Raw genomic sequence first — 22,718 nt, forward strand, 5'->3', positions numbered from 1 at the left:
TGATTAGCGTCGTACTTCCAATTGAAACAAGCCAGGATATTGCGTTTCCAGTTGTTCAACAATGACTTTTCTTTCCCGCACCACCACCTTCCTGCCGGATCGGGCAAGCGCCACAGCAAGCGCTAGTTGCTGGGATTCAACCAGTAAGATCGAATCTGGTTTGTAAGTGACACTCTCAAACACAATCGATTCCTCTTCCGCATATTGACGCAGCCACTGCTGAAGCTGAAAATCAAGATGCCGACGATTGACCTCATCGGTGGCTTGCCCAATGAGTAGTTCGTAATCCGTCTCTTCAGCGAAAACCCCGAGTGCCCGATTATCACGCGGAAAACAAGGCCCTCCGAAGCCAAAGCCATAGTTTAAGTATTTTGTGCCAATGCGCGAGTCGCTACCGATGGCGGCTAAAATTTTGTCGGGGTCGGCACCGGCCTTGGTGGCCAAATCACCAATTGAGTTGGCGAACGAAATTTTGGTGGTTAAAAAGCAGTTCGTCGCTAATTTGGTGATCTCCGCGCTCTTGCGATCCATACGGTGCACCTGGGGCTGATTGCGGCAGAGCTGGCCGTACAACTTCTCCAAACGCTCCCCTATTTTGGTATTCGCCTCCCCAATCAATACCTGGTCCGGATGCACCAGGTCGTACATGATGCGCCCTTGCGCGATAAACTCGGGATTGTAACTCACCGTATAGTTGAAAGGGCTCATCTTTTCTGCCAACTGGTCACAGTAGCCCGGCATGGTTGTGCAACCGATGACCAGGTGTCTTGTACGAGTGGCTGGCCCCAACTGGATGAGACCATGTGTAACCCTTTCTATTTGACTGTGGTCATAGCCACCCTCCGGGGTAGAGGGCGTCGCGACCAGGATGAAAAGCACGTCAATATCTTCCTGAATCAACTGCCGAATATCGGTGGTTGCACGTAGTGTTTTTGCTTCTTGGAGAGCCTCTTCTACCCCCGGCTCGGAACTGGCTAAACTCCGCTGATTGACCTGATCTACGTAAGAAGGGTCAAGGTCAACGCCCAGTACCGCATAACCCGCTTGATCCAGATGGAGGGCCATACAAATCCCTAGTTTACCAATGCCTAAAACAGCAATCTTTTCCATGTCGTTTATTCTGGATACTGGATAACTTCTTCCAATTGGTGATCGGCCAGCCCCCAATTCGGGGGATTCAATTGTAGTTTTTGCTCGCCTTTAATCAGGATTTCTCCAATGCGATAGACGGTATCCCACTGCAGCATGGGTCGCTCAATGTCCTTTATTAATTTTCGGAAAGGATCACCCTGTTCCCAACCGTCTTCGTGGGATACGTGGTAGGTACAAAAGGAAGGCGGTAAAACGACCTGTTTAATGTTTTCAGACACGGCTGCGTACAAGGCCAAACTATCAATATGAATAGAATAAGCGCCTAATTCCAGGTAGCCACCAATCTTCAACCAATCCTGCTTACTCATTAAGGTAAAATCTCCGCAAGCAACGGTATCTACTTGCTCTACCCGCACGATTCGTTTCTGGTAAAACACTGGCCATAAATAGTTTATGGCGCTTTTCAAAAGCAACTTGAACTTATTACTACGCTCACCAGCATTAGTCTTAGGTATCACCATATCCTCTAAATGATACAATCCCAGCCGATTCAATATATTATTTCTCCCGTAATCCAACAAGTCAGGTAGGGAAGAATCGTAATTAATCTCGCTGGGAATATCACAGCGATTGCAACGATAATAGGATCCTTCGAACAAATACATGCCTGCTAAAAAATCGAAAAGCGGGCTTGAAAATAAAAGATCTACATTGGTGCATAGCACAAATCTACCCTTCGCGCGACGAATGCCTACATTCTTGGCGATCATTTGAAAGAGCGGAATCTTGTCCGCATTCCCGAAAGTATGATGAATCCCAGGCGGAACACGTATGTAGCGGATGGTGAGGTAGTCTTCTTTTTCCGGCCGAGGTAAGATTTCTGCCAAAAATGGCCGACCAGCAATAGGGTTCCATTCGACCAGGATCAATTCCACCTCTTGTTGAATCCGACGAGTTTGGTACAGAAGACCTCTGACAAACAAGGTCATCCGCTGGCGCATGTGTTTTCCGTGGTCGTCGTTCCTGGTCGTGGCTACGATGGACAGATAGGGGGGGCTTTCGCTTACAGGCATACTTCCGAAAATGTGTGGTGAGCTAATCCCCAGTGGGGTTGGTTTTCCATGACCTCTCCCCTTGTCAACATTTTTTGTATTTGAGACAATAACAACTCGTACATGCGATCCATATCCGGGTTATGTGCGCTGAAATCGAACCGACGATGATGTTCCTGATGATAAATAGGATGAGGGATGACCTCCAGGCGAAAGCCTCTAGCTACTGCACTAACGACATGAAGGGAATCCGTATGCGTAGATATCCAGGTTGCTTCCGGATAACCCGTCATTTGCTGCCAGGAGTCCCGATCCAACAAGGCCATATCACCGCTGGCATTGCAGTGGTACTCCATTAAAAAAAACTCTTCGCTTTTAATTTTCGGAAAGAAAAAGAGCAGCGTAGCTAGTATTTTATTTGTTAACAATCCGTAATAGGTCTTCCGAAAACGGTTGTAAGCATGCAAAATTGACAGTCGGGTTGCGAGTGCTTTGGGGCGTCTCAAGTTAAAGGTACCTCCTTGCAAAAAAAACTTGAAGATGTGGGGCTCCAGTCCCTCTTCAAAGCCAGGGCTAGCTACCTCCATCTTTACATCCGGCGCTACAAAGTCCAGCCGGTTTGCGCGGTACAGGCAGCCTTTTTGCAGTGCCTTTTGGGCGAGGTAATGGAACAATTTATCCGAAAACAAAATATCTGCATTGGTACACAGGATGAACTCGCCCCGCGCCCGACGAACACCGATATTTTTGGCAATAAATTCAAAAAGCGGCACCGTCTTCCGAATCGTTTGATCAACCAAGCTTTTGTGAACCTCTGAAGGAACATTGATTATCCGTATGTGTAAGTACGATCGATTTTCAGGCCACGTAATCGAAGTTTCCAGACTCGTGTTTTCTGCGATTGGGTTGTAGTTGACCAAAACCAACTCCGTTGGCAATTGCTCCTTTTCTACCAGATAGCTGAGGCGATCCACAAAGTGTTGCAAGCGTTGTAGAAAATCACCTCCATAATTATCATTACGCCCGGTAACAACGACTGACAAGTAGGGAGCTTTATCACTATTTGGCATGGTAAAAAGTATTTATGGATGCAACGACACGCTCGATTTCATTGCGACTTAGGTCGTAATAAAGGGGAAGGCGTAAAAGTCGTTCACTGCAATCCGTGGAATAGTTGTCAGCTCCCCTCAATTCCCCATAACGGCGGCCGGCTGGAGCGCTGTGCAAGGGCAGATAATGAAAAGCCGTCTCGATACCTTTCTCTCTCAGAAAGGCTTGCAAAGCCGAGCGTTCTTTGTTGGTACGGCAAAGTAGATAAAAAATATGCCCGTTGTGCTCACAGTGTAGTGGTACCTGGGGCAGGCTTATTTCAAATTGATTGACCAATGGTGTCAATTGCGCGTAATACGCTTGCCACACGCCGACCCGATGCTGGTTAATAACCTGAAGTTGTTCCAGTTGTGGTAACAAATAGGCTGCACAAAGCGGACTGAGCGTAAAGCTTGACCCCAGTTCGACCCAATGGTAGAAATCAACATCTCCGCGCGAGAAGGCCGTTCGGTTGGTACCTTTTTCGCGGATGATCTGTGCCTTTGACACATCGCCCAGGTGGTTGATCCAAATTGCTCCTCCTTCACCACAGTGAATGTTTTTGGTGTGGTGAAAACTCAGGGCACCCATGCGTCCGAAGGTGCCCAGAGGTTGCCCTCTGAATTGCGCTCCGATGCAATGGGCTGCGTCTTCAATGAGACTGATATTGGTCCCTTGGAGTAAGTTTTGGATGGCATCCAAATCGCAAGCTATGCCGGCATAATGGGTGATGACCACTGCTTTGGTCCTTTCGCTCAGTGCTGCGGCTATTTGCTGTGGATCAATGTTCATGGTCGCGGGGTCAATGTCCACAAAACACAGCCGACAGCCCCGCAAGGCAAAAGCATTCGCCGTAGAAGGGTGCGTAAATGAAGGCAAGATGACCTCGTCTCCCGGCTGCAAACCACAGACGAGTGCCGCCATTTCCAGGCTGGCGGTACAGGAAGGCGTCAGGAAAGCCTGCTTGTTAGCCGCAGTCAGCACAGTCTCACAAGTCGCGCTACTTTGCGACCATTCATTGGCCTCCAAGGCAAAATCTGGCCTGGGTTTCAGTTCCAATGGCCGATTAAAAGGAATATGTTCGTTACTCTGTTTCATCCCTTAGCGCAGGCGGTTTTCGTAGATCAATTCGTTGATGATGTACTCTTGGCGACGTTCCGGCTGAACCGGTGTACGATGGTAATATACTTTCAAATGGGTGATTTTGGTCAAGGCCGGAACGTTACTGCACCAGAGTTGCCAGTAGCTTTCAACCAATCGTTCCAGTTCACTATTGCTTTCCCAAGCTTCAATGATTTGCGTTTCAAAAATGGTACAATCTTCCCGGCGAAAATGAGCCTTTTGAGCTTCTTCCAATACCTCTATTTCTTTGCCCTGATCGTCGAAACCTACAAAATGAATAAGATCTATTTCATCAGATACCAACTCCGAGTAAGTTGGATAAGAAGAAAACGGATAGCTATGAATACTGAAAAAGCCACACAAAAAGTTCAAAGAAAAAACCACTAGTCCGATTTTAAAAACAGTGGGTGCCTGCTTCCATTTCAGGTTATCCCAGGCAACGTTCTGGGGCGCTGGGGCCGACATTGCGCTCTTGACATTATGAAAAAGAAAAATATAACAATGTTGCAAATTGTAAAAACCAATGTACATAAAGTAGGCAGACAGGTTGTGAAAGCTCAATCCTCCCAGAAACGCAAAAATCCGGGTAGCTGGTTTAAGTAGTAAAAACACAAAAAGAATTTCAAAGAGGATCAGGCATAGCCCACCCAGTTTCACCAAGATTGGATAATGATCAATCCGGAGCGTAGGAATAGTATCGTAGTGTTGTACCCATTCCGTTTGAATTTGATTGATCATGGACGCACTAAGTGCCCAATCAAATCCACTGTTCCACAATTTAAAAATACCCGCAAAAAAATAGATAATCCCCAGATGCGCCCAGATCCAGCGAATAGGGATGGAATAAGCACTGCGAACAGATGGCTCAAAGATGCGGCCTCGCCGACGCGCCCACCAGGCATCCACTGACCAGACATCGTAGCACCGACTGGCGACAAACAGCCAGGATATCCAGATAAAAATCTGGTTGTGCCACAGTTTTCCAAAAAAATTAGGCGTAGCCACAATCAAGAAGCACAGTAAAGCATTGACAATTAGTAAATAACGCGTAAAAAAACCAACTGCTAGCAGCAAGGAACAGCCTATTCCCAGATAATAAATCAGTTCATAATGGGGCACGATGTATCCGAATACACGAGCTATTCCACCCCAAAGTGGCAGACCTGAGACCTGATTAGCCTGCATCCATTGATTAAAGAAAGGCCCTATTCCATAGTAGACCAAGGCCAGATAAGTAAAAAAGAGAAAGCGATATACCGCCAAGGACTTAGCACTGGAGGGTTCAAGCAAAAAGTTGGCGATCGTTTGTTTTACCTGTGTCCTTTGGTTCAATACGAGCGTAAAAAGATACAAATAGATAATCATTACGTACCACCTAGCCAGACATACCTGAAAGAGATGCCAGCTTTCGGGAGCAAGCGTTACACTGATCTGCCCCAAGCCATAAAATAAGAGTAATACCAAAAGAAGGACCAGTAAATTTGTCAGGTGCATCCGGAAATTGCGGTAGAAAGCATCATGGGGTGCATAGCTAGGCCAAAATGGTATTTTCAGCCTTCGTCTTTGACTTTTCTGCCGGTGCTTATAGAATTGTTTACTTTTATAAACCAGGAAAACAAATAGCATGATCACCAGCCCTTTCGTTAGCAGCCAGGCCAGGAAATAATAGCGCGGATAGTCAAACTGTAGTTCAGTGAAACTTGCCAGAAATCCGTACTTCCACATCTCCATCAGCTTGACCACGGGGGCAAGGACACTGAGTGTATTCGTCAAGAAATAAAGGAAAATACTACTCCCCCCCAAGAAAGTTAACAGTACCCAAAAAAATGCAAATCGGAGGTTTTCGCTCCCGCCCGGCTCCTTATTTTGCTTTTCTTTTATTTCTTGCTTCATATTAGTAGTTTGACGGAAATAAACCTATTTATTTTTTCTCCGTCCCTTAGTTCTTTACAGCTTGAAAATAAGCCTCTAATTGTTGAGCCAGGTTTTTATCCTCTCCCCAAAAAGAAGGCTTAATCATCATCGCATACCGTAAATCTCCGTGGTAGCCCGCTTGCTGCAGTGCTTTGACAAAACGATCTTCGTAATTATCACAAGGATTCCTCCAGGAGGTATAATGTCGAAGAAAAGGAAGGTTTGTCAAGGAGGCTTGACCATCATTATCTTTCAATATTTTTTCTATTAACCGGCGGCAGGAATCTTGTAGAAAATCCTTTTTCAACACGGATGCTAGTGATCCTGGCGGTACGACGGCCCAGGTTGCAACAGTGTCGGTAGTAATACCGACCTGCTCCATATTCCCTTCTTCGATATCCGCCCATAAGCTCCTGATATCCAGCGGTTCTCCAGACAGCTGGGTATACAAAGTGGCTAAGGTGGGGTCTTGAACGATGTATAGCAAACTGTCTGCTTGCGGAAGCGCAACCACCACTACTGTATGGCTAAAAGGGGCTTCCAAGCCATAGGAATAGTTAATCGCTTTAAAACCAAAGTTCCTCAACAACGCTACATAAGTCTGGCTGATCACACTGCAATGGGTAGGTTGCTGATTCGCTTTAAAGATGGGGTACCAGTTCGGCAAATCCCGCTCTTTTATTTGTAGCGTATCGTACACCTTTCCCAACTCGTCCGAAATAGGACCTACATCGAGCAAGCGGCCTACGTAGTTCCGGAGCGCGGTTGTTTTTTCAATGGGGTTCTCTAGCTGATCTAGTTCTATACTTAGGCTGTCCAAGACGGCTTGCCACTCAGCCGATGCGAAATCATTCCTTTCTGTTGTCACTGGCCGATCACAAGCAGGAAAACCCCAAAACAGGGTTAGGATTAAGCTAATTACAAATAAAATTCTTTTCATAAGCGCTGGTTCGTGTTGCGCAAAATAATCTCCGCCAAGCGGTCATGGTGGTTGGTCACCAATTCGTTCTTCCTGATCCATTGAGCAGCCTGCTGAGCAAGTTGAGCCGCAAATTCCTGCTCGCGGATCAGTCGGAGCATCGCTTTTGCCATCCCATCCACATCATACTCCTCTACCAAAAGGCCCGTTTCCTCGTGTTGGATCATTTCTGCAATGCCTCCGTGACGGGTACTTACTACCGGCAAACCACAGGCCATTGCTTCCATGATAGCTACCGGTGTTCCTTCTTTATCGCCTTGCAGAGGAGTAGTGAGGGAATGCTGGACAAACACTCGCGCTTTTTGCATCTCCTCGAAAACTTCCCAAGGAGAGAGGATGCCTTTAAAGTCAACTTTATCTTCCAAGCCCAAGGCACGTACTAAGATATGGCAAGCCTCGAACAGCTCTCCTCCCCCATCTTTGCCCACCATCACCAACCGCGCTTCCGGTATTTCTTTAGCCACCTGAGCAAAGGCCAAAATCGTCAAATGAGGGCTTTTGGTTTCTGCAAAACGCCCGACGGAAAGAAAGACGGGAGGATTTCGGCTATGGTCTTCGTACGAAAACAAGGACAGGTTTACAGCACAGGGCAGGTAGTGAACTTTTTCCGCCTGAGCCCCCAGCTTTTGCAACTGTTGGCAAATGTCCTGCGAGACGCCGATAATGGCCGCAGCATAAGCAAACATCTCCTGGTACTTCCTCCTAAACTCGCTTAACACCTGGGCATGAAAGGCATCATATCCGTAGAAGACAACTACCAGTGGCAAGTCCATCTTTTTCGCCACCGGCAACACGTGAGCTCCTACGGTTCCGAACTCGGCGAGAATCAACTGTACTCCCTCTTTGACCAGATAACTTTGGAGTGCTTTTTCCTTCAATGCTTGCTCCCCTAGTCCCAAAACCTGCCGATTCCACCATAATTTGCCATCCTCCGCATTCGTAGTGTAGAGGAGTTTTCCTTTGGCCGTTTTTATCGGAAAATAATCATCATGGCCGTATACCGGAACCACATGAAACGGCAAATGCTGTAGATGTTGTCGGACAAAGGTTTCGGTGTATTTATTTTGATTCCTGTTACAAAGGGCAATGGTCAATGCTTGGGAGGTATCCGCTTGCTGACAGGCTTGTTTTTTCAGGCGATCTTTGCGCGTTTTCCTATCAATATAATCTTCGTAATATTCCCTACGGGCCGTTTGTATATCCTGCCGCAATACCAAGCGCCGATAGTAGTAAATGCCATAATTGACAGTCAGGCTGCCCATTTTCCAAAACAGACTCCATTGCAAAAGGCGGTTGAAAAACAAGCTGATGGTATGAACGAATAGCACCAAAAGATACCAGGGGTCTATCCATAATACCGCGAGGATCAGGTGCCAAAAAGGCCAGAATTGATGGTAGTGAATATTTAGCAGTTGATGATCTTGTTCGTCTGTACTACGCCCGAACATGCGCAGGGAGGCCACTTGGAAGAGGCTAACATATTTGAGGAGAAGTACCAATAAAGGCAGGACAAAATAGCTGCTCCACCAATTGCTGCTCAGATAGACGACTAGCAAACCAAAGACCAGGAGTTCAAGTGGCCAAATCAGCCAGGTCATTACACGACTTACGTAACCAGCACTGCGGCTGGTGGCCAAGGTACGAGTTTGGGTGCGTTGATCATTGTCACAATCGACAATTTGGTGGATCATGATGTTGTGCACGCCTACCAATAGTTGCCAGCTAAAAAGCACGCCCAAAAGGGGAATGTTCGGCTCCGCTCCGGCGACCAGCATAAAGGTATAGGCGGCCAAAACACTGGGTAAGGCATAAGCGTACAAACCATCCGTCAGTACACCTAACCAGGGCCTTTCTTTGAGTCGCACCGGCGGCAAAGCGTAGAGTGTCAACAGGGTAAATTCCGCCCCTAAGAGTAGCCATGAATTCGCATCCTGCGGAAGGAACAACCAGGGCAGCAGCGCGACCGCCAATAGGAGCGCCAACAGTGCCCACCGTTGCCACTGGCTCAGATCCCCTACCCGATTCGGCTTGCCGACTTGCAGATCGGTATCAATATCCAGCCAGTCGTTAATAAAATGACCAAAGCCTCCGATACCGATAATGGTCAGGATAGCCGGCCCCAAATAGTAGATGGAAGTGAGAAAAGGAATCTCCTCCATGATGATGATCAGGTAGAGCACTCCCAGCAGGTTTCCGGCTTTAGCTTGCCACCATTCGGGTAGGCGGGTGTATTGCTGAAAAGCACCTGGCATAATTGTTCTGAATTTGGCCAAAGGTAGGAAGTTTTCCTGCTTTTACGTGTTTACTACCTGGTCGTTATTCTTCCCTGTAGATTTGTTGGAGAATTTGTGTACCCACGTGTGGGCGATAGTGGATACTTTCCGAAAAGTTACCAATAGGTTCCGACAAACTATGCTTACCGGAAAAATTATACACCCGGGCCTCTCCAAAAATCTCGACCAACCATTGAAGGTGATGCGCTCCCAATGGTACCTGGTCATAAGTGGGAGAGATAATGATTTTGTAATCTGTCTGATGGCGATCAAATACTGCTTTTATTTCCATCAATTGGGTTATTTCTGCCTCCGTGACGGCTTGCTCCTCCTTCTGTACCGGGCGTTGAAAAAACTCCCCCTGGTCAATTAAACCTTGGTAATAAGTGCTTGAATCTGCGGCGATCAGCGCCTCGGAGGGGTAAACAATATCCCCGTTGACAAAATTGAATTGCCCTTTAAATCCTGGTGGTATAATTAAGCCTTTCATATACGGCCGGTAGGTTCTGAAGAAGAGGAAATCGAAGTAGGCCCGCATAAAATCCACATCCAGCATCAGGCGATAAAACTTCAAATAGTAGCAAAACGTCGATGCTTTTGACACCTGCGGCGGCGTCATCTGCATAAGCGCTTCATTATTGGTGTTGAAGACCAGAAACGCTTCATCTACGACCACCAAAGCATGTTTAATCGTATCCCCTAATTCGTCCAGGTAGTGTATTTTCTTGTTCGTATCGTATAAACCAGCTCCACCAGCACCAAAATGGTAGCTGGCCCGTTCATCTTTCAGGTGAGTACTCCATATTTCTCCTTGAAAAGCTCTTGACCTGGAATTCCCGAAAATGAAGGCGTCGTATTTTTCGCTTTCCCGTTGGTTATTATATAAGTTGACGCTCAACAAATTTTGACTTAGTGCTGTGAAGCGAAAACCAGAAAAAGGCGCTGTTCGCACATCCGGATAGAAAAGCATAAAAACATCAACGACGCTAAAAAAGACGAGGATGGCGATGATTGGGCTCGTTAAGAACAAAAACCGTCGTAAGAATTTCTTTATACTCATTAAAATTGAAAATAAATGAAGGTCTGCCCATTTTCGGCATACTTGGAAATCAAAATAAGCAGGAGGTAATAAAAGGGATATCGAATAAGCTTAGGCCAATGGTTTTTCATACATTCCAAGGCGTGCTGCCCTTCTCTCCCATTCCACTCGATCAGCAACATAAAGGTGAGCAGCCCTTTGAAATCGTTCGTCATTCCCAAATCAGGAAGGGAAAAAAGCGTATTTGAAAACAAATGGGTAAAATAAACCCAGCCATCAAATGGGGTTTCTACTCTGAAGAGAATCGTTACCAGCGCAATAAGTATAAAAGTCTTCACCATCTGCCAGAGCTCAAGTGCTCCCGGCAGGCGCTTGCCTGCGGCAACGGTATCCAGGTATTGGCGGTTCCTCTTCCGCAAAAGTAAGGGCAGAAACAAAACAGCATGGGCGAAACCCCAAAGGACAAAGGTCCAATTGGCCCCATGCCAGAATCCGCAAGTGATAAATACGATGAAAGTATTTCTGACCTTACGCCAAATACTGCCCCTACTCCCACCTAAAGGAATGTAGACATAGTCACGAAACCAGGTGGTGAGAGAGATATTCCAGCGTCGCCAAAATTCAGCTACATCCCTGGCAAAGAAAGGAAATGCGAAGTTTTGCATCAAGCGAAACCCTAAGAGACGGGCACAGCCGAGCGCAATGTCGGAATAGCCGGAGAAATCACCGTAAACTTGAATGAGGAATAAACAGCCTCCCAACAACAAGGTAGAACCCGTCTGGGAAGCAGGATCAGCAAACAACATCTCCACGTAAACGGCACAACCATCAGCAATGACCACTTTTTTGAATAGCCCCCAGAGTATTTGCCTCATACCGTCTACGGCCTGCTCGTATTCAAAGGTTCTGCGCTTTTCAATTTGGGGCAAAAGATGCCTGGCACGTTCAATAGGTCCCGCCACCAACTGGGGGAAAAAGCTAACGAAAGTGAGAAAAGTGATCATGTTCCTGGTCGGTTGCAGTTTCCTGCGGTAGATATCAATGGAATAGCTCATGGATTGAAAGGTGTAAAAGCTCAATCCTACGGGCAGGATAATCGCTAGTCGTTCCGTCGTAAAATTGCCCCCCAATAAAGAAAAGGCATCGACAAAACTCTCCAGGAAAAAATTGTAGTACTTGAAGAAGCCTAAGATGCCAAGGTTGACCAGTACACTGATACCCAGCAACACTTTTCTTTTTCCCTGTTCTGGAGTGCGACCTAGTGCCCAACCGATAATAAAATCAACACACGAACTCGTAAAAAGCAGCAGCAAAAACCGCCAGTCCCACCACCCGTAAAAGAAGTAACTGGCCAGAAGTAGAAAACAGTTTTGAGCTGTTACCCTCTTACCCAGCACTAGCCAATAAAGGAGAAAGACGACTGGAAAGAACAATGCAAACTCGAGGGAATTGAAAAGCACTGAATTTTGTTTTGGCTCGAAAATATCAAACTACGCTACTCAGACAAAATCCGGAATAAAATGTATTCAAATATAGCTAAAAAAGTGGTTTGGGCGAGCCCCAAACGCCTTGCCAAATAGACATGTGTCAGATCTAGCGATAAGAAAAAAGAACCGGTGTCCCGAAAGATAGGATTGGCTGACTGTACTTCCGTCAAAATCGTTATTTTTGCTCGATAGAGAAAAGTCTTATTACTACTGCTCCAACTTATTCCAAAACATACCCTGTTTCTAAAATCAGGCCAACGCAATGATCAATTTATTTCAAAATCCTCAATTAGCTGCTTTATTAGATAGGGATGGTGTCGCCAAGATTCCTTTTCTAAGCGAGGAAGCGTTAAGGGAGCTGCAAGCGTTCCAACGCCAGATTCACCCAAATGACCAGCTCCCGAAGGTTTACGACAATATTTACATGACCACCTGGTGTCCTGATCTTGCTTATAAGCTAGCTATCAAACAAAAGATTAAGCAAATTTTCGAGCAGGCTTATGCCCGGCATTTCCAGCATTTCCGATCGCTCAACCACGTGTTTATCATTAAAAATCCGGGGCAGGAAACGACTTTCAATATTCACCAGGATTGGAGTGTGGTGGATGAAACGAAGTGGCCGTCTTACAATATTTGGGTACCGCTACAAGATGTAGATGAGGATTCCGGAGCGATGTGGATCATCAAAAAAAGCCACCGCTTAACCGCCAATATTCGAGGTGCCGGGCAGTTGTTTCCCAATTACATGGATGCGATGGAGGAGCTGCGCCCCTACATGGTTAATTTTCCGATGAAAGCAGGAGAAGCGCTGGTTTTCCGGCACAGTACAATTCACGGTTCACCGCCTAATTTATCTGATCAAGCGCGCGTCGTTGCGGCAGCCTCTATTATTCCAGCGCAAGCACCCTTGAAGATCCATTTTCAGGCGATTGGAGGGGATCAGATCGAAGTAGTATCCCCCAAAGATGATTTTATTTACCATTACGACAGCCTGCGCGAAGACTCAGTCAAAGCACCACCGCCCGGAAGAAAAATCGGCCAGCTCGATGCCAGTAACTATCGGCAGCTTTCGGTGCCGGAAATTATCGAGATGATTCAATAAACTTAGAGCTTGTGTAAAAATAGCATACAGTCCAGCATTTACTCCTCAAGATCAGCAACCTCCCAATCTAACGGAACTTTAAATAACGCAGAACTTTCCCACCCCCGACCTACTTCTCTTGGGTTCAGGTGAATTCGAAACTTCAATAAATAGGGCCATTCGTGCTTCAGCTTGCCATTTGCGCCACAAAATACACTGAGCGTGTACAAGCCTTGATTCAAGATATTGCCGGGAATACTTGCCCGTACCTGATAGCGACCTGTTTCTGTTTTTTTTATTTGATAATCAACACGTAATGCGTACGAGTCTAATATCAGTTGAGCACCTTCGGCATTTAGCAAGCGGATGCCAACTTCCATGCTAGTATCTTCAAGGTCTTTTTGTATACCAATGGCGATGCCTATTTCGTCACAGGTGTAGATGGGAGCTTCAGGAGTCTTACCCTTGGCAGCTACCGACAAATTCAATAAGCTAAAGTCATCATTACTCGTAACATTAGGAGGTTCAGGCCATTTTTGGTTATTTCCTTCCTTCAAATTGGTCAACTCATTTTGTTCCATTTGCCCATCCAGTACTTCCTCCAGGTAATCCTCCAAAATGGCTTTTGTCTCACCAAACGCTTTAAGCTTCCCTTTTTCCAACCAAAGGCATTTATTGCACAATTCAATGATTTGCCGATTGGTATGGCTCGCAAGTATAATAGTGGCCCCAGCAGTGGCCAGTTCTCTGATCCGATCAAAGCTTTTGCGTTGGAAGGCCGCATCGCCTACCGCTAGCACCTCATCAAGGACCAAAATATCAATATCAGCGTGGAAGGCTATAGAAAAAGCGAGGCGAAGAAACATGCCACTCGAATAATGCTTAACGGGAGAATCGATAAAGTCTTCTACTCCGCTGAACGCCAGAATATCTGGCAAGCGTGCTTGAATTTCTTGCTTGCTCATGCCTAGCACTGCACCGTTCAGGAAAATATTCTCGCGACCACTCAGGTCGGGATGGAAGCCCGTACCAATTTCCAGGATGGGCGTTAATTCACCTTGATAGATGATTTCACCGCTCGTCGGGGCCGTCACTTCGCTTAATATCTTCAGTAGGGTGCTTTTGCCCGCACCGTTAGGGCCAATAATGCCCAGCACATCCCCTTTTTCTAATTGAAAGCTCACTTCCTTTAAAGCCCAGAACTGATCCGCTCCGGCTGTTATTTTTCGCCGCCGAAAAAGGCTCTTGACCCCTTCCATGACTTCCTCCCGAATGGAGTCGTGCATTCGTTGGTCCTTGTGATAAAGCTTTGAAAGCTGCTTTACCTCTAGAACGGGGGGACTTGTCTTTTCCTCCATGACGATTAAAGTTCTCCTTGTTCTCTACCCCATATTTTCATGTGGTACAAATTCTGCAAAAAGTAGCGGCTATTGCCCAAACCAATATCGTACCAGGGCTTGAAGCACTTGATCTCGAAAAAGTCAACGGGAAAAACGTATTCTTCCCAATTTTCAATGACGGCAATACCCGTTAATTCCTGAAAATCGTTGGAAATCGTCAGGTTCTCGAAATCTTCCAACTTGAGGTCGATGGTCTTCATCTGAGAGATGATAAACCCCTGTTTACGAAGGGCGTGCAACACTTGATAAAGATCGGCGATATTGTAGCGATAGGCGGTATTGATCCGGCCGATTTCATGATCTATTTTTGCTTCGTGTTCTGGCAAAACGGCAATTTTTCGGAACAGATCTTTCAAGTACAACACGCCACCGGGCTTTAAAACCTCCCAGGTCGAAGCAATAGCGAGCGCATGATCGTAAGAATGCCCGAAGGATTCCAGGAAATAGACCGCGTCGAAATGATCTGCTGGAAAATAGTTTTTCAGCTGGTGGTAATCGCCCTTTTGCACCCGTACTTTTTCAGCTAGACCAGCAGCTTGAATTCGTTGCTGCGCCTGCTGCACTTGTTCTTCTGAAACCGTCACGGCTTCTACCTCCACCTCCGCTTGCTGAGCGAAGTAGATGGCAGGGCCACATACGCCACAACCGGCATCCAGCACTCGTTGGCCTTTTTCCAGGCCGATCGCCTCAATTTGATAGTCCAGCAGTTTCGTCACATCGGTCGTTCGGAAAGCCTGGATGACCTCTCCGTAGGTTTTCAGGAACTTATCGTTGTACTTATCATAAAAATCACCTACCTGCTCCGGACGGCTGGGAGTCTGGTTATTCCTGATGGCAAAAGATTGATCCTTTTTTCGCCATTGCCTCCAGAAAAAGCCATTGAGCAGTATGGAGAGTCCCAGCAAACTATAAACTATAAGCATAAAACCGGGTATTAAATATTGGTCTGGACTTTCGGTATTCGCCGAAGGTCGTAGAGGGATTTTGAGTAAAGGGTAGAAAGATAGGAACACGCTAGTAGAAACTGATCTTTAATTACCCAACATCGGCTTTTCTCCTTAATGTTGGAAATAATTGACTAATTCTTCGCTCCCCCTCTACCTTCTACTTCAAGGGCGCGAAGCAGCCCGCATCCAACTACGGACTTTCGTCGAAAGTCCAGCTTAGAAAAGACCGCAGCTGGCTCCACCAATTCCGTTTTGGCACCTCTCCCAGAAATGAAGACCGAAAAGTAGGCGCATCCAAAACGGGAGTTTGCACCTCCAGTTGGCGCAACAATTCCAGATCGGCGGGCCCGGCACCAGGGTTGCCCTCCAGATAAAAGGCAGGGGAACAAGCATATTCGTTGATTTTTCCATCCTGCTGGTAATAATACCGCATGGGGGCTTGCCGGTGAATAACACCAAACACGACCGCCAGGCGCAAAGCCTCTGATTGATTAGGGCCGGAACCATGTACCAGGCGATGATCGTAGATCAATGCTTGCCCCGCTTTCATCTCCAGTACTTCCATCGCAGACCACACGAGAGGTCGCACTTCGTCAAACGCGTTGGGTAGGTTTGCGCCCCGGAATGTCGGCAGCTTACGGTGGCTTCCCGGCAGGATTTCCACGGCACCGTTTTCTTTGGCCACGTCGACCAATGGTATCCAAGTGTTAAATGACCGATGCTGTTCTTCGTCCACAATATTCCAATCCTGGTGCGGCTGCAGGACACCATCATCACCAGCAGCTTTGGCAATGAATGTTCCCCCAAGGGCCAGGCCGTCCGTAAAGTGCTGCTCCACCAAAGGGCCAATTATCTTACGAAGTTCATCACTGATGTGATTCCGAAAACCGGGGTCAGGCACGTGAGCGGAAGCATAAAATCCCTGGACAGGATCTGGATGAAGGCTCTCGAAAAGGGTCCGTAAATGCTCCACCTGGGTCATTTCCAAAAAAGGAACGATCACGTAGCCGTTCTCTAAGAGTTGGTCATCCAGCTGGTCTTCAATTAATATTTTCACACTATCCGTTGATTATTGGTTATAAAAAGTCTACGATCTTTCGTTCTACCCGGATGAAATAAAGCAAGCCCGTGAAGAATAGAAACAAAACCGGAATCAGCGAAACCAGGTAATACATACTGGGTAATACATCTCCCAACAAAGCCCAGCGGAAGCCCGCTATTACGAAGGCCAGCGGATTGATGAAGAGCGCCCAGTTGTAGGCTTCGGGAATAATCGTCCCGGGATAGAAAACCGGCGTGAGCCAGATGCCGAAGTTAACCAGATAAGGTATGATATGGTAAAAGTCGCGGTACCTGAAAGTTAATGCACTTAACCACAAAGCGATTGCTAAGCCGCTTAGGATATTTAAAAATAAAAAAACGGGGACAAGTAGCATCGTCCACATTATGGGGTGCCCGGTAGCCACTAAAGTCAATATCAAAAGTAAAAAAGTGATACCAAAGTCAACAAAACCAACCAACACCTTGGCCAAAAGCAGAATGATTTTGGGGAAATAAATCTTCTTGATCAGCTCCTGCCCCTCCGTCAAAGCATTACCAGCAGCGGTCACGATGAACGCAAAATAATACCAGGCAACGATTCCTGTGAAAGCAAAAACAGGATAAGGAATATTACCAGTATCCAGTGGGATAAGCTCCTGAAAAAACAAGGTAAAAATAGCCAGTCCGGTAAGCGGTTGGATGATTACCCAAAGCATTCCGAGTACCGTTTGTGCGTATTTAGCCTTGACATCCCTTAGGGCTAAAGTCAGGAGAAAATGACGATAGGACCAAATTCGAGAGCAGTAGTCTGCCCAACTTAGCTGGCTGGATGTGATTTTTTTCAAAGTGTGTGGCTTTTGCAAAAAGAGAAGACTAAGTCCAGAGAATAATTTCCTCTGATGCTTTACTGCTACCCAGAAAGCCTCCAAAGGTAATTCGATCCTGATTTCCTTTTACGATTTCAACTCTGTGCCACAACTGACCTCCCTGGAAGAGAATTAAATCTCCTGGTTGAGGATTAACACTTTCTGATCCTACACGACGATCAGTGTGCAAATTGATGATACTTCCGTCGGGCAACTTCAAACAATCCTCGCCTACTTCATTAGGGCCCATTTTTATTTGTCCTTCTTCCCAAGGTAAGCTGTAGGTGGTGAGCTCTCCTCCTTCTTCTGCCTGCTGCAGTACAATAAAGTAACTCACCTGATTTTTGATCTCTACCTGATGAGATAGCTCACGGTAAAAAAGTTCAAATTGTCTTTGCAGGTCATTGCCACAGTGGAGATCAAAACCTCCGACCTCTTTGTAAAGTCGGCGAAAAGAGCCAAACGGATAGTTATTGGAACGATCCGGCTCATTGATTCTAGTGATCGGCAAAGCAGGTTCGATTAGAAGGAAGAAAGCACTAATCTTGGCAAAAAGATCTACCCCAAATCGGCTAGGAAAAATCTGATGGTAATCATTGACCAAGTGATAATATTTCGCTAATTTTTCTTCCTTGCCTTTAGCATCCGAATTTTCCAACTCTTTTGAAAGGGACGGCATCGTGATCGGATAAGAATCCCCGGTTCGATTGAGTAAAGGAGTTGCTTTTTCTTCTAATACCAACATAAGATTATTTAGAACCAGGTCAAGTTCACTTTTTGACAAGAAATTCTTGACTAGAAACCCGTCAAATTCTTTTGAGAAGAGCTTCTGGATAGCATTCGGATACAGAGCTGGCATTTCCTCTTTTTCTACCTGTATAAAAGAAAAATGAGGCCGCGAAGGCTTAAAAAAGTTGATTACTTTTTGGAACATTGATTTAATTACTAAAATTACCGGTAAGATGAGCTGAAAACAGATTCATCTTGTGAAGAAATGTTTTGTTAGCAAAATTACCTATATTCCTCCATGAATATTCTTAATCTCTTTCGAAAAACTTCAGCAAAAGCGACTTGGCGCCCCATCCCACACACCGTCCTCAAGGATGCAGGTTTACGATCTGTTCTCCACGAAGAGGGGATCGCCATCCGCCCTTTTCTAAACGAGGTCCAATTAAAGGAATTAAGGGCACTCTACCAAGCTGAACACCAGATTACCGACCGCGACGGAGGGATGTTCTACAGCGTTTACTCGCGGGATTTTGACTACCGCCAGCGTATTCACAAGGCCATTCAGGCCATCCTACAACCTACGCTTGATCAATGGCTGACGGATTACCGAACGGTACTCAACTCCTTTATCATTAAAGCTTCCGGTCCGAAAAGTGAATTCTACCTGCACCAGGATACCACCGGACTAGACGAAACCAAGTACTCTACGCTTTCGTTCTGGATTCCGCTCGAAGATGTGGATGAGACTAACGGGGCCATGTGTGTCATCCCTAAAAGCCATCACTGGTTTTCGCCCTACCGAGGGATTTCCTTTCCCCCACCGTATCAGGATATCGCCGATACGGTAAGGGCTTACCTCAAACCGATGCCTGTTAAGGCGGGCGAAGCAGTCATCTTTGACAATCGTATTCTCCACAATTCACTGCCCAATACCTCGGGTAAAAACCGAGTGGTAGTCATGGCGGGTGTTTTCCCCAAAGAAGCGTCCATTATGACTTGTTACAAAGATGCAGTTACAGAGAATGCGAAAATAGAACTGATCGAACATGACGATGATTTTCTCTTGCGCTATCCCAACTTCCTGATCGACTGCCATGTACGACCTAGCGTAGGGCGTTCTATTGGGTTCGTTGCAGATGAATACCCTCCAATGAGCGCCGAAGTATTTGAGCGATTATGTGCCGAAAATGGCATCAAAAAACAGGACTTTATCACACAAGAAATGGGCGATTGCAATTTGATCGGAGAACCACTGGGGTAGGGTGTCCAATTTGTCAGGCCAAAGTTTAATAGAAACACCTCGGAGAGGTGAAATATTGGTAGAATAAAGATAAGTGAGCGATGAAACGACCTCGGATGAGCCCGTCTGGCCAAGGCTTGCCGGACAGGGTCGCATATTAGGAAATGTCGCCCCCAGTTTTGATTCTTTCTGTCCCGTCAGCCAATGTGGATTGATATTCGACCCTGTCCGACTAGCCAGGCGGGCTCATCCGAGGTCGCTTTAACTCCAATAAACACAGTTCTTCCAATATATGACCTCTCTGAGGTCAAAACCATTCACAAAAATGTGTCCCAACCGATGCTTTTGAAACAGCCCCTGAACAAGTCTAATCTCTCAGGCGCTCCCGCAGTACCTGCTTCGCAAATTGATAAAACTTTCGGTGCCCGGAATTAGTAAAATGATTGCGCGTCTCTACACCATCATAATCATCTCGTGAAAATGGTGCCAAATCAGGGAAGAAGTAAGCCGTTCCAGCAAAATGAGTGCCATAAGCTTCTTCCATATCCAGCTGCCTAATGACGTCTTCAGGAGAGGGTATACCCAGGACGATGAAAGCAGCGCCGTTGGATTCCGTCGTCTCCTTCATTGCTCTCAACAGGGTATTTGTTAAAGTAATATTGGGTTTTGCATCAGATTTGTTTTTCCTTTCTTTGATATGGCCTATTTTTTTCCTCATCCCCAAATAAATCCGGGATAAGGATATCGTTGGCCTGATGATTTTTTCGAAGGTAGTTGCGTGTTGCCCCCATAGGGTAAAGTTGTTCAGATAAAAATCATAGGCCTCCTGAGGGGATTCCAAATAAGGTTTGGGATAAGCTCCCATAAAGTAACTTGGGCCGGTTGAATTTAACCACGAAAAATTATCAATCGTGTAGATCAGCGGAATATTAGGGGTAACCGGTCTTTCGAACAAATAAATATCATTGCCTAAATAAAAATTAACGACAACTAAATCAGGTTGGATTTCCCGGACATATTTATCGAGCACCAATTTATATTGAAGCAAATCCATCCCACCTACCCCAAAATTCAGAAGAAGGAAATCATCATCAGCCAGTAATAAATCCGGAAAAGATTGACTGACAGGTTCCGCGCAACAACCCTCCGTGTAAGAATCCCCTACCATCAGTACCACCTTTTTTCCCTGTCCTCGGCCCAGGGAATCTAAGGTTAAGGAATCAAAATTAAAGGGGCTGCGAAAACCTTGCTCATTGATCAAAAAGCCGTCCGGCAAATTCCCTCCGTCTTTGTCGTAGATGGTTATCCCGGTGCCCCCTGGATCTGCTTTAAAACGGGGATGGTAGATGAACGTATCAACAGGATAAAGAGAACTGTCCAAGGTTCCCGGCTTGTTTCCTGCTATTCTTAAGCCCAATTCAAGGATTAAAAAAAGAACGATAAAGATCTTTAGCTGGACAGGGATTTTTGTTAACAGGTACTTCATGAGTTGTAAAATAAGCGGTGCTTGATTTCTCTCAGGATATTGCCGAGTGTATACGTTTCCCAAAAGGATCGTTCGTCGGTTGCTGCTTGTTTTTGACTTTCCTGAGGCAGCTCATCAAGTTCAGGTCCCACAATCTCGGTAGCGTGTCCTGCTTTTACCAGCATTCTTAGAACCGTTTTTTCTAAAACAGCAGGCTCCGGTTGCGGTAAGCGATAGGCTTTGGTTCCCAGTGAAGTCCCCATCTTCGGCCGTTGAAAAATGTCTTCGAAAAAATTCTCAAAGCGAATCAGGAAATCATCTTCCTGGGCAAAGGCTTCCAATTCGGGTGCGCCTTTTTCCTGGTCGTAATAGTGGAAAATCATGGGAGCCCCCTGGGTCTTCACCCCGGCGGTGATCGCTTTGCGGATATGGTCTGAACGGTTTGGAGGGGAATAATGAATCAGGCTCTGGTTGAGCACCACCGCCTCGCCAGCTTTGACGTACAGCGGGATCAGGTGCTTCATAACCACCTCCTCGTTGCCCGTAAAGAAAAATGGTAATGTAGGTGCGCGCAAGACGGGAAAGGAAGGATAATGACTTCCAGGTAACACCATCAAGGGCCCATTTTCTGCATGTATATCACAAAGTGGAACCCACACATTAAGGGCAATGTGCTGCTCTTCATCCACAATGGTCCAGTCCTGATGAAGCACCAGGTCACTATCTTCCGAAGGTATTTTGTAGAGGTACGATCCTCCAAAAGGCGTGTAGTTTTGAAAAAACCGATCGTAACTCTGCTGAAATACCGCTACAATTTTATCACTGGCCTTTTTCTTTAGCTCAAAGTCGCCGGAATAGCTATCGGAAACGAAGCCGCTGGCGGGAAGCTGGCGGTGTGTTTCATCAAAATATTGATCCAGTTGCTCGATCTGTTCCTTGGACAAAAAGGGCAGCGTGATATAGCCTTGACGGTCGAATAATGCCTGCTGCTCCGGATCTTTGAAAATGGCGGGCACCTTGCGTTCTACGGGCTTTTCTCGCTTTTGGAGCTTCCCGTAAGTACGCTCCAAATCCGCCAGCGTTAGCTTAGGGAAGTCATAGTCTACCCAACCAAGGCTTCGACCAATCTTGGGTCGATCGTAGATATTCTCCCCAAATTGCTCAAAATTCGTCATGAAGTTATCATCCTGTGCGAAGAGTTCTACTTGCCCAGGATGGTTCTTTGGGTCACAGTAAGCCGTTTGAAAACGTGCTTCCTGGTGGGTAAAATAGGTGTTCGTCACAATCCGAACCTCCTCCGACAGGTTCGGCGGCGAATAATGAATGATGCTTTGGTCAAAAATAACGGCCTCACCGGCCTTCAGGAACAAGGGCTCCATGAAATCGATGATCTCTTCCTGCACATCGTCATAAACCCCTGGAATGGTCGAACCGCGGTAGGTAGGAACGAGGCGATGGCTGCCCTTGAGCACATACAGCACGCCGTTCGTTTCGGTCAAATCTATTAGAGGACACCAGATATTGATGCCCGTAAACTCCGATTCGTCCACCAAAGTCATATCCTGATGAACCTGCATCACACTTTCTGGCCCCGGTGATTTGACGATGAAGCTCCCGCAAACGACCTGATGATCGGTGAGGAATTTTTCCATCCTGCGTCCACCAATACGGCGAATTTCGCTATCTGCCGTTTGGCGATAGTGCTTATCTTTCGAAAAAGTACTGGGGAAAAAGCCTTGCTCATCCACCGGGTGCAGCTCCTGGTAAAGTTGTTTCAACTCGGCAATCTCCGCTTCATTATAATAAGGTACGACTACGTAGCCATGCTCCTCAAAACTGGCTTGCAGAGCTTCGTCTTTAAATACTTTCCTCATCTTGGGGAGCGTAAACATAACAGTACTT

At 46.4% G+C, this 22,718-nt stretch carries 18 protein-coding genes; 2 read left to right on the forward strand and 16 right to left on the reverse strand.

Annotated features, from left to right (window positions below):
- Positions 1-3: 3 nt before the first annotated feature.
- The 9 genes from AB0L18_RS22055 to AB0L18_RS22095 are packed head-to-tail and all read right to left on the reverse strand — an operon-like array spanning position 4 to position 12,020.
- A complete protein-coding gene (locus tag AB0L18_RS22055; protein ID WP_367389491.1) occupies positions 4-1,110 on the reverse strand; it encodes a nucleotide sugar dehydrogenase in 1,107 nt (368 codons plus the stop codon).
- Between the two features lie 5 nt (positions 1,111-1,115).
- Positions 1,116-2,165 carry a hypothetical protein gene (locus AB0L18_RS22060; RefSeq protein WP_367389492.1) on the reverse strand — a complete coding sequence of 350 codons (1,050 nt, stop codon included), beginning with the start codon at positions 2,163-2,165 and terminating at the stop codon, positions 1,116-1,118.
- Complete coding sequence (locus AB0L18_RS22065; protein ID WP_367389493.1) at positions 2,156-3,214, reverse strand: hypothetical protein; 1,059 nt, start codon at positions 3,212-3,214, stop codon at positions 2,156-2,158. The genes AB0L18_RS22060 and AB0L18_RS22065 overlap by 10 nt, the downstream gene beginning before the upstream one ends.
- Entirely contained in the window at positions 3,204-4,331 is a 1,128-nt protein-coding gene (gene rffA / locus AB0L18_RS22070) for a dTDP-4-amino-4,6-dideoxygalactose transaminase (protein WP_367389494.1), read from the reverse strand. Before rffA ends, AB0L18_RS22065 begins: the two co-directional genes overlap by 11 nt.
- Before the next feature lie 3 nt (positions 4,332-4,334).
- Complete coding sequence (locus AB0L18_RS22075; RefSeq protein WP_367389495.1) at positions 4,335-6,248, reverse strand: hypothetical protein; 1,914 nt, start codon at positions 6,246-6,248, stop codon at positions 4,335-4,337.
- Between the two features lie 46 nt (positions 6,249-6,294).
- Positions 6,295-7,209, reverse strand: coding sequence for a hypothetical protein (locus tag AB0L18_RS22080; protein ID WP_367389496.1), 915 nt, complete (start codon positions 7,207-7,209; stop codon positions 6,295-6,297).
- Entirely contained in the window at positions 7,206-9,521 is a 2,316-nt protein-coding gene (locus AB0L18_RS22085; protein ID WP_367389497.1) for a glycosyltransferase, read from the reverse strand. The genes AB0L18_RS22080 and AB0L18_RS22085 overlap by 4 nt, the downstream gene beginning before the upstream one ends.
- A 43-nt stretch (positions 9,522-9,564) precedes the next feature.
- A complete protein-coding gene (locus tag AB0L18_RS22090; protein ID WP_367389498.1) occupies positions 9,565-10,581 on the reverse strand; it encodes a hypothetical protein in 1,017 nt (338 codons plus the stop codon).
- Positions 10,581-12,020 (reverse strand): MBOAT family protein, encoded by a 1,440-nt coding sequence (locus AB0L18_RS22095; protein WP_367389499.1) that lies wholly within the window; start codon positions 12,018-12,020, stop codon positions 10,581-10,583. The genes AB0L18_RS22090 and AB0L18_RS22095 overlap by 1 nt, the downstream gene beginning before the upstream one ends.
- A 289-nt stretch (positions 12,021-12,309) precedes the next feature.
- Between AB0L18_RS22095 and AB0L18_RS22100 the strand changes: the two genes are divergently transcribed.
- On the forward strand, positions 12,310-13,149 hold the full coding sequence (locus tag AB0L18_RS22100) for a phytanoyl-CoA dioxygenase family protein (RefSeq protein WP_367389500.1): 840 nt from the start codon (positions 12,310-12,312) through the stop codon (positions 13,147-13,149).
- Between the two features lie 38 nt (positions 13,150-13,187).
- Here AB0L18_RS22100 and AB0L18_RS22105 read toward each other — a convergent pair whose 3' ends face one another.
- From AB0L18_RS22105 to AB0L18_RS22125, 5 genes are all read right to left on the reverse strand, one after another.
- Entirely contained in the window at positions 13,188-14,414 is a 1,227-nt protein-coding gene (locus tag AB0L18_RS22105) for an ABC transporter ATP-binding protein (RefSeq protein ID WP_367389501.1), read from the reverse strand.
- Positions 14,415-14,491: 77 nt separating this feature from the next.
- Positions 14,492-15,451: a cyclopropane-fatty-acyl-phospholipid synthase family protein gene (locus AB0L18_RS22110; protein ID WP_367389502.1), complete on the reverse strand. Its 960-nt coding sequence runs from the start codon at positions 15,449-15,451 to the stop codon at positions 14,492-14,494.
- A gap of 214 nt (positions 15,452-15,665) precedes the next feature.
- The gene (locus AB0L18_RS22115) at positions 15,666-16,532 is read right to left on the reverse strand and encodes a phytanoyl-CoA dioxygenase family protein (RefSeq protein WP_367389503.1); all 867 of its coding nucleotides are present in this window, start codon (positions 16,530-16,532) and stop codon (positions 15,666-15,668) included.
- 19 nt (positions 16,533-16,551) lie between these two features.
- Positions 16,552-17,361, reverse strand: a complete 810-nt coding sequence (locus tag AB0L18_RS22120; protein ID WP_367389504.1) for an ABC transporter permease — start codon at positions 17,359-17,361, stop codon at positions 16,552-16,554.
- Between the two features lie 28 nt (positions 17,362-17,389).
- Positions 17,390-18,127, reverse strand: coding sequence for a 2OG-Fe(II) oxygenase (locus tag AB0L18_RS22125; RefSeq protein ID WP_367389505.1), 738 nt, complete (start codon positions 18,125-18,127; stop codon positions 17,390-17,392).
- 282 nt (positions 18,128-18,409) lie between these two features.
- Between AB0L18_RS22125 and AB0L18_RS22130 the strand changes: the two genes are divergently transcribed.
- Positions 18,410-19,372: a phytanoyl-CoA dioxygenase family protein gene (locus AB0L18_RS22130; protein WP_367389506.1), complete on the forward strand. Its 963-nt coding sequence runs from the start codon at positions 18,410-18,412 to the stop codon at positions 19,370-19,372.
- A 346-nt stretch (positions 19,373-19,718) separates the two neighbouring features.
- Here AB0L18_RS22130 and AB0L18_RS22135 read toward each other — a convergent pair whose 3' ends face one another.
- Entirely contained in the window at positions 19,719-20,837 is a 1,119-nt protein-coding gene (locus AB0L18_RS22135; RefSeq protein WP_367389507.1) for a hypothetical protein, read from the reverse strand.
- Positions 20,834-22,708, reverse strand: a complete 1,875-nt coding sequence (locus AB0L18_RS22140; protein ID WP_367389508.1) for a phytanoyl-CoA dioxygenase family protein — start codon at positions 22,706-22,708, stop codon at positions 20,834-20,836. Before AB0L18_RS22140 ends, AB0L18_RS22135 begins: the two co-directional genes overlap by 4 nt.
- Positions 22,709-22,718: the final 10 nt, after the last annotated feature.

Source organism: Lewinella sp. LCG006 (assembly GCF_040784935.1).
Classification (GTDB): Bacteria; Bacteroidota; Bacteroidia; order Chitinophagales; family Saprospiraceae; genus Lewinella.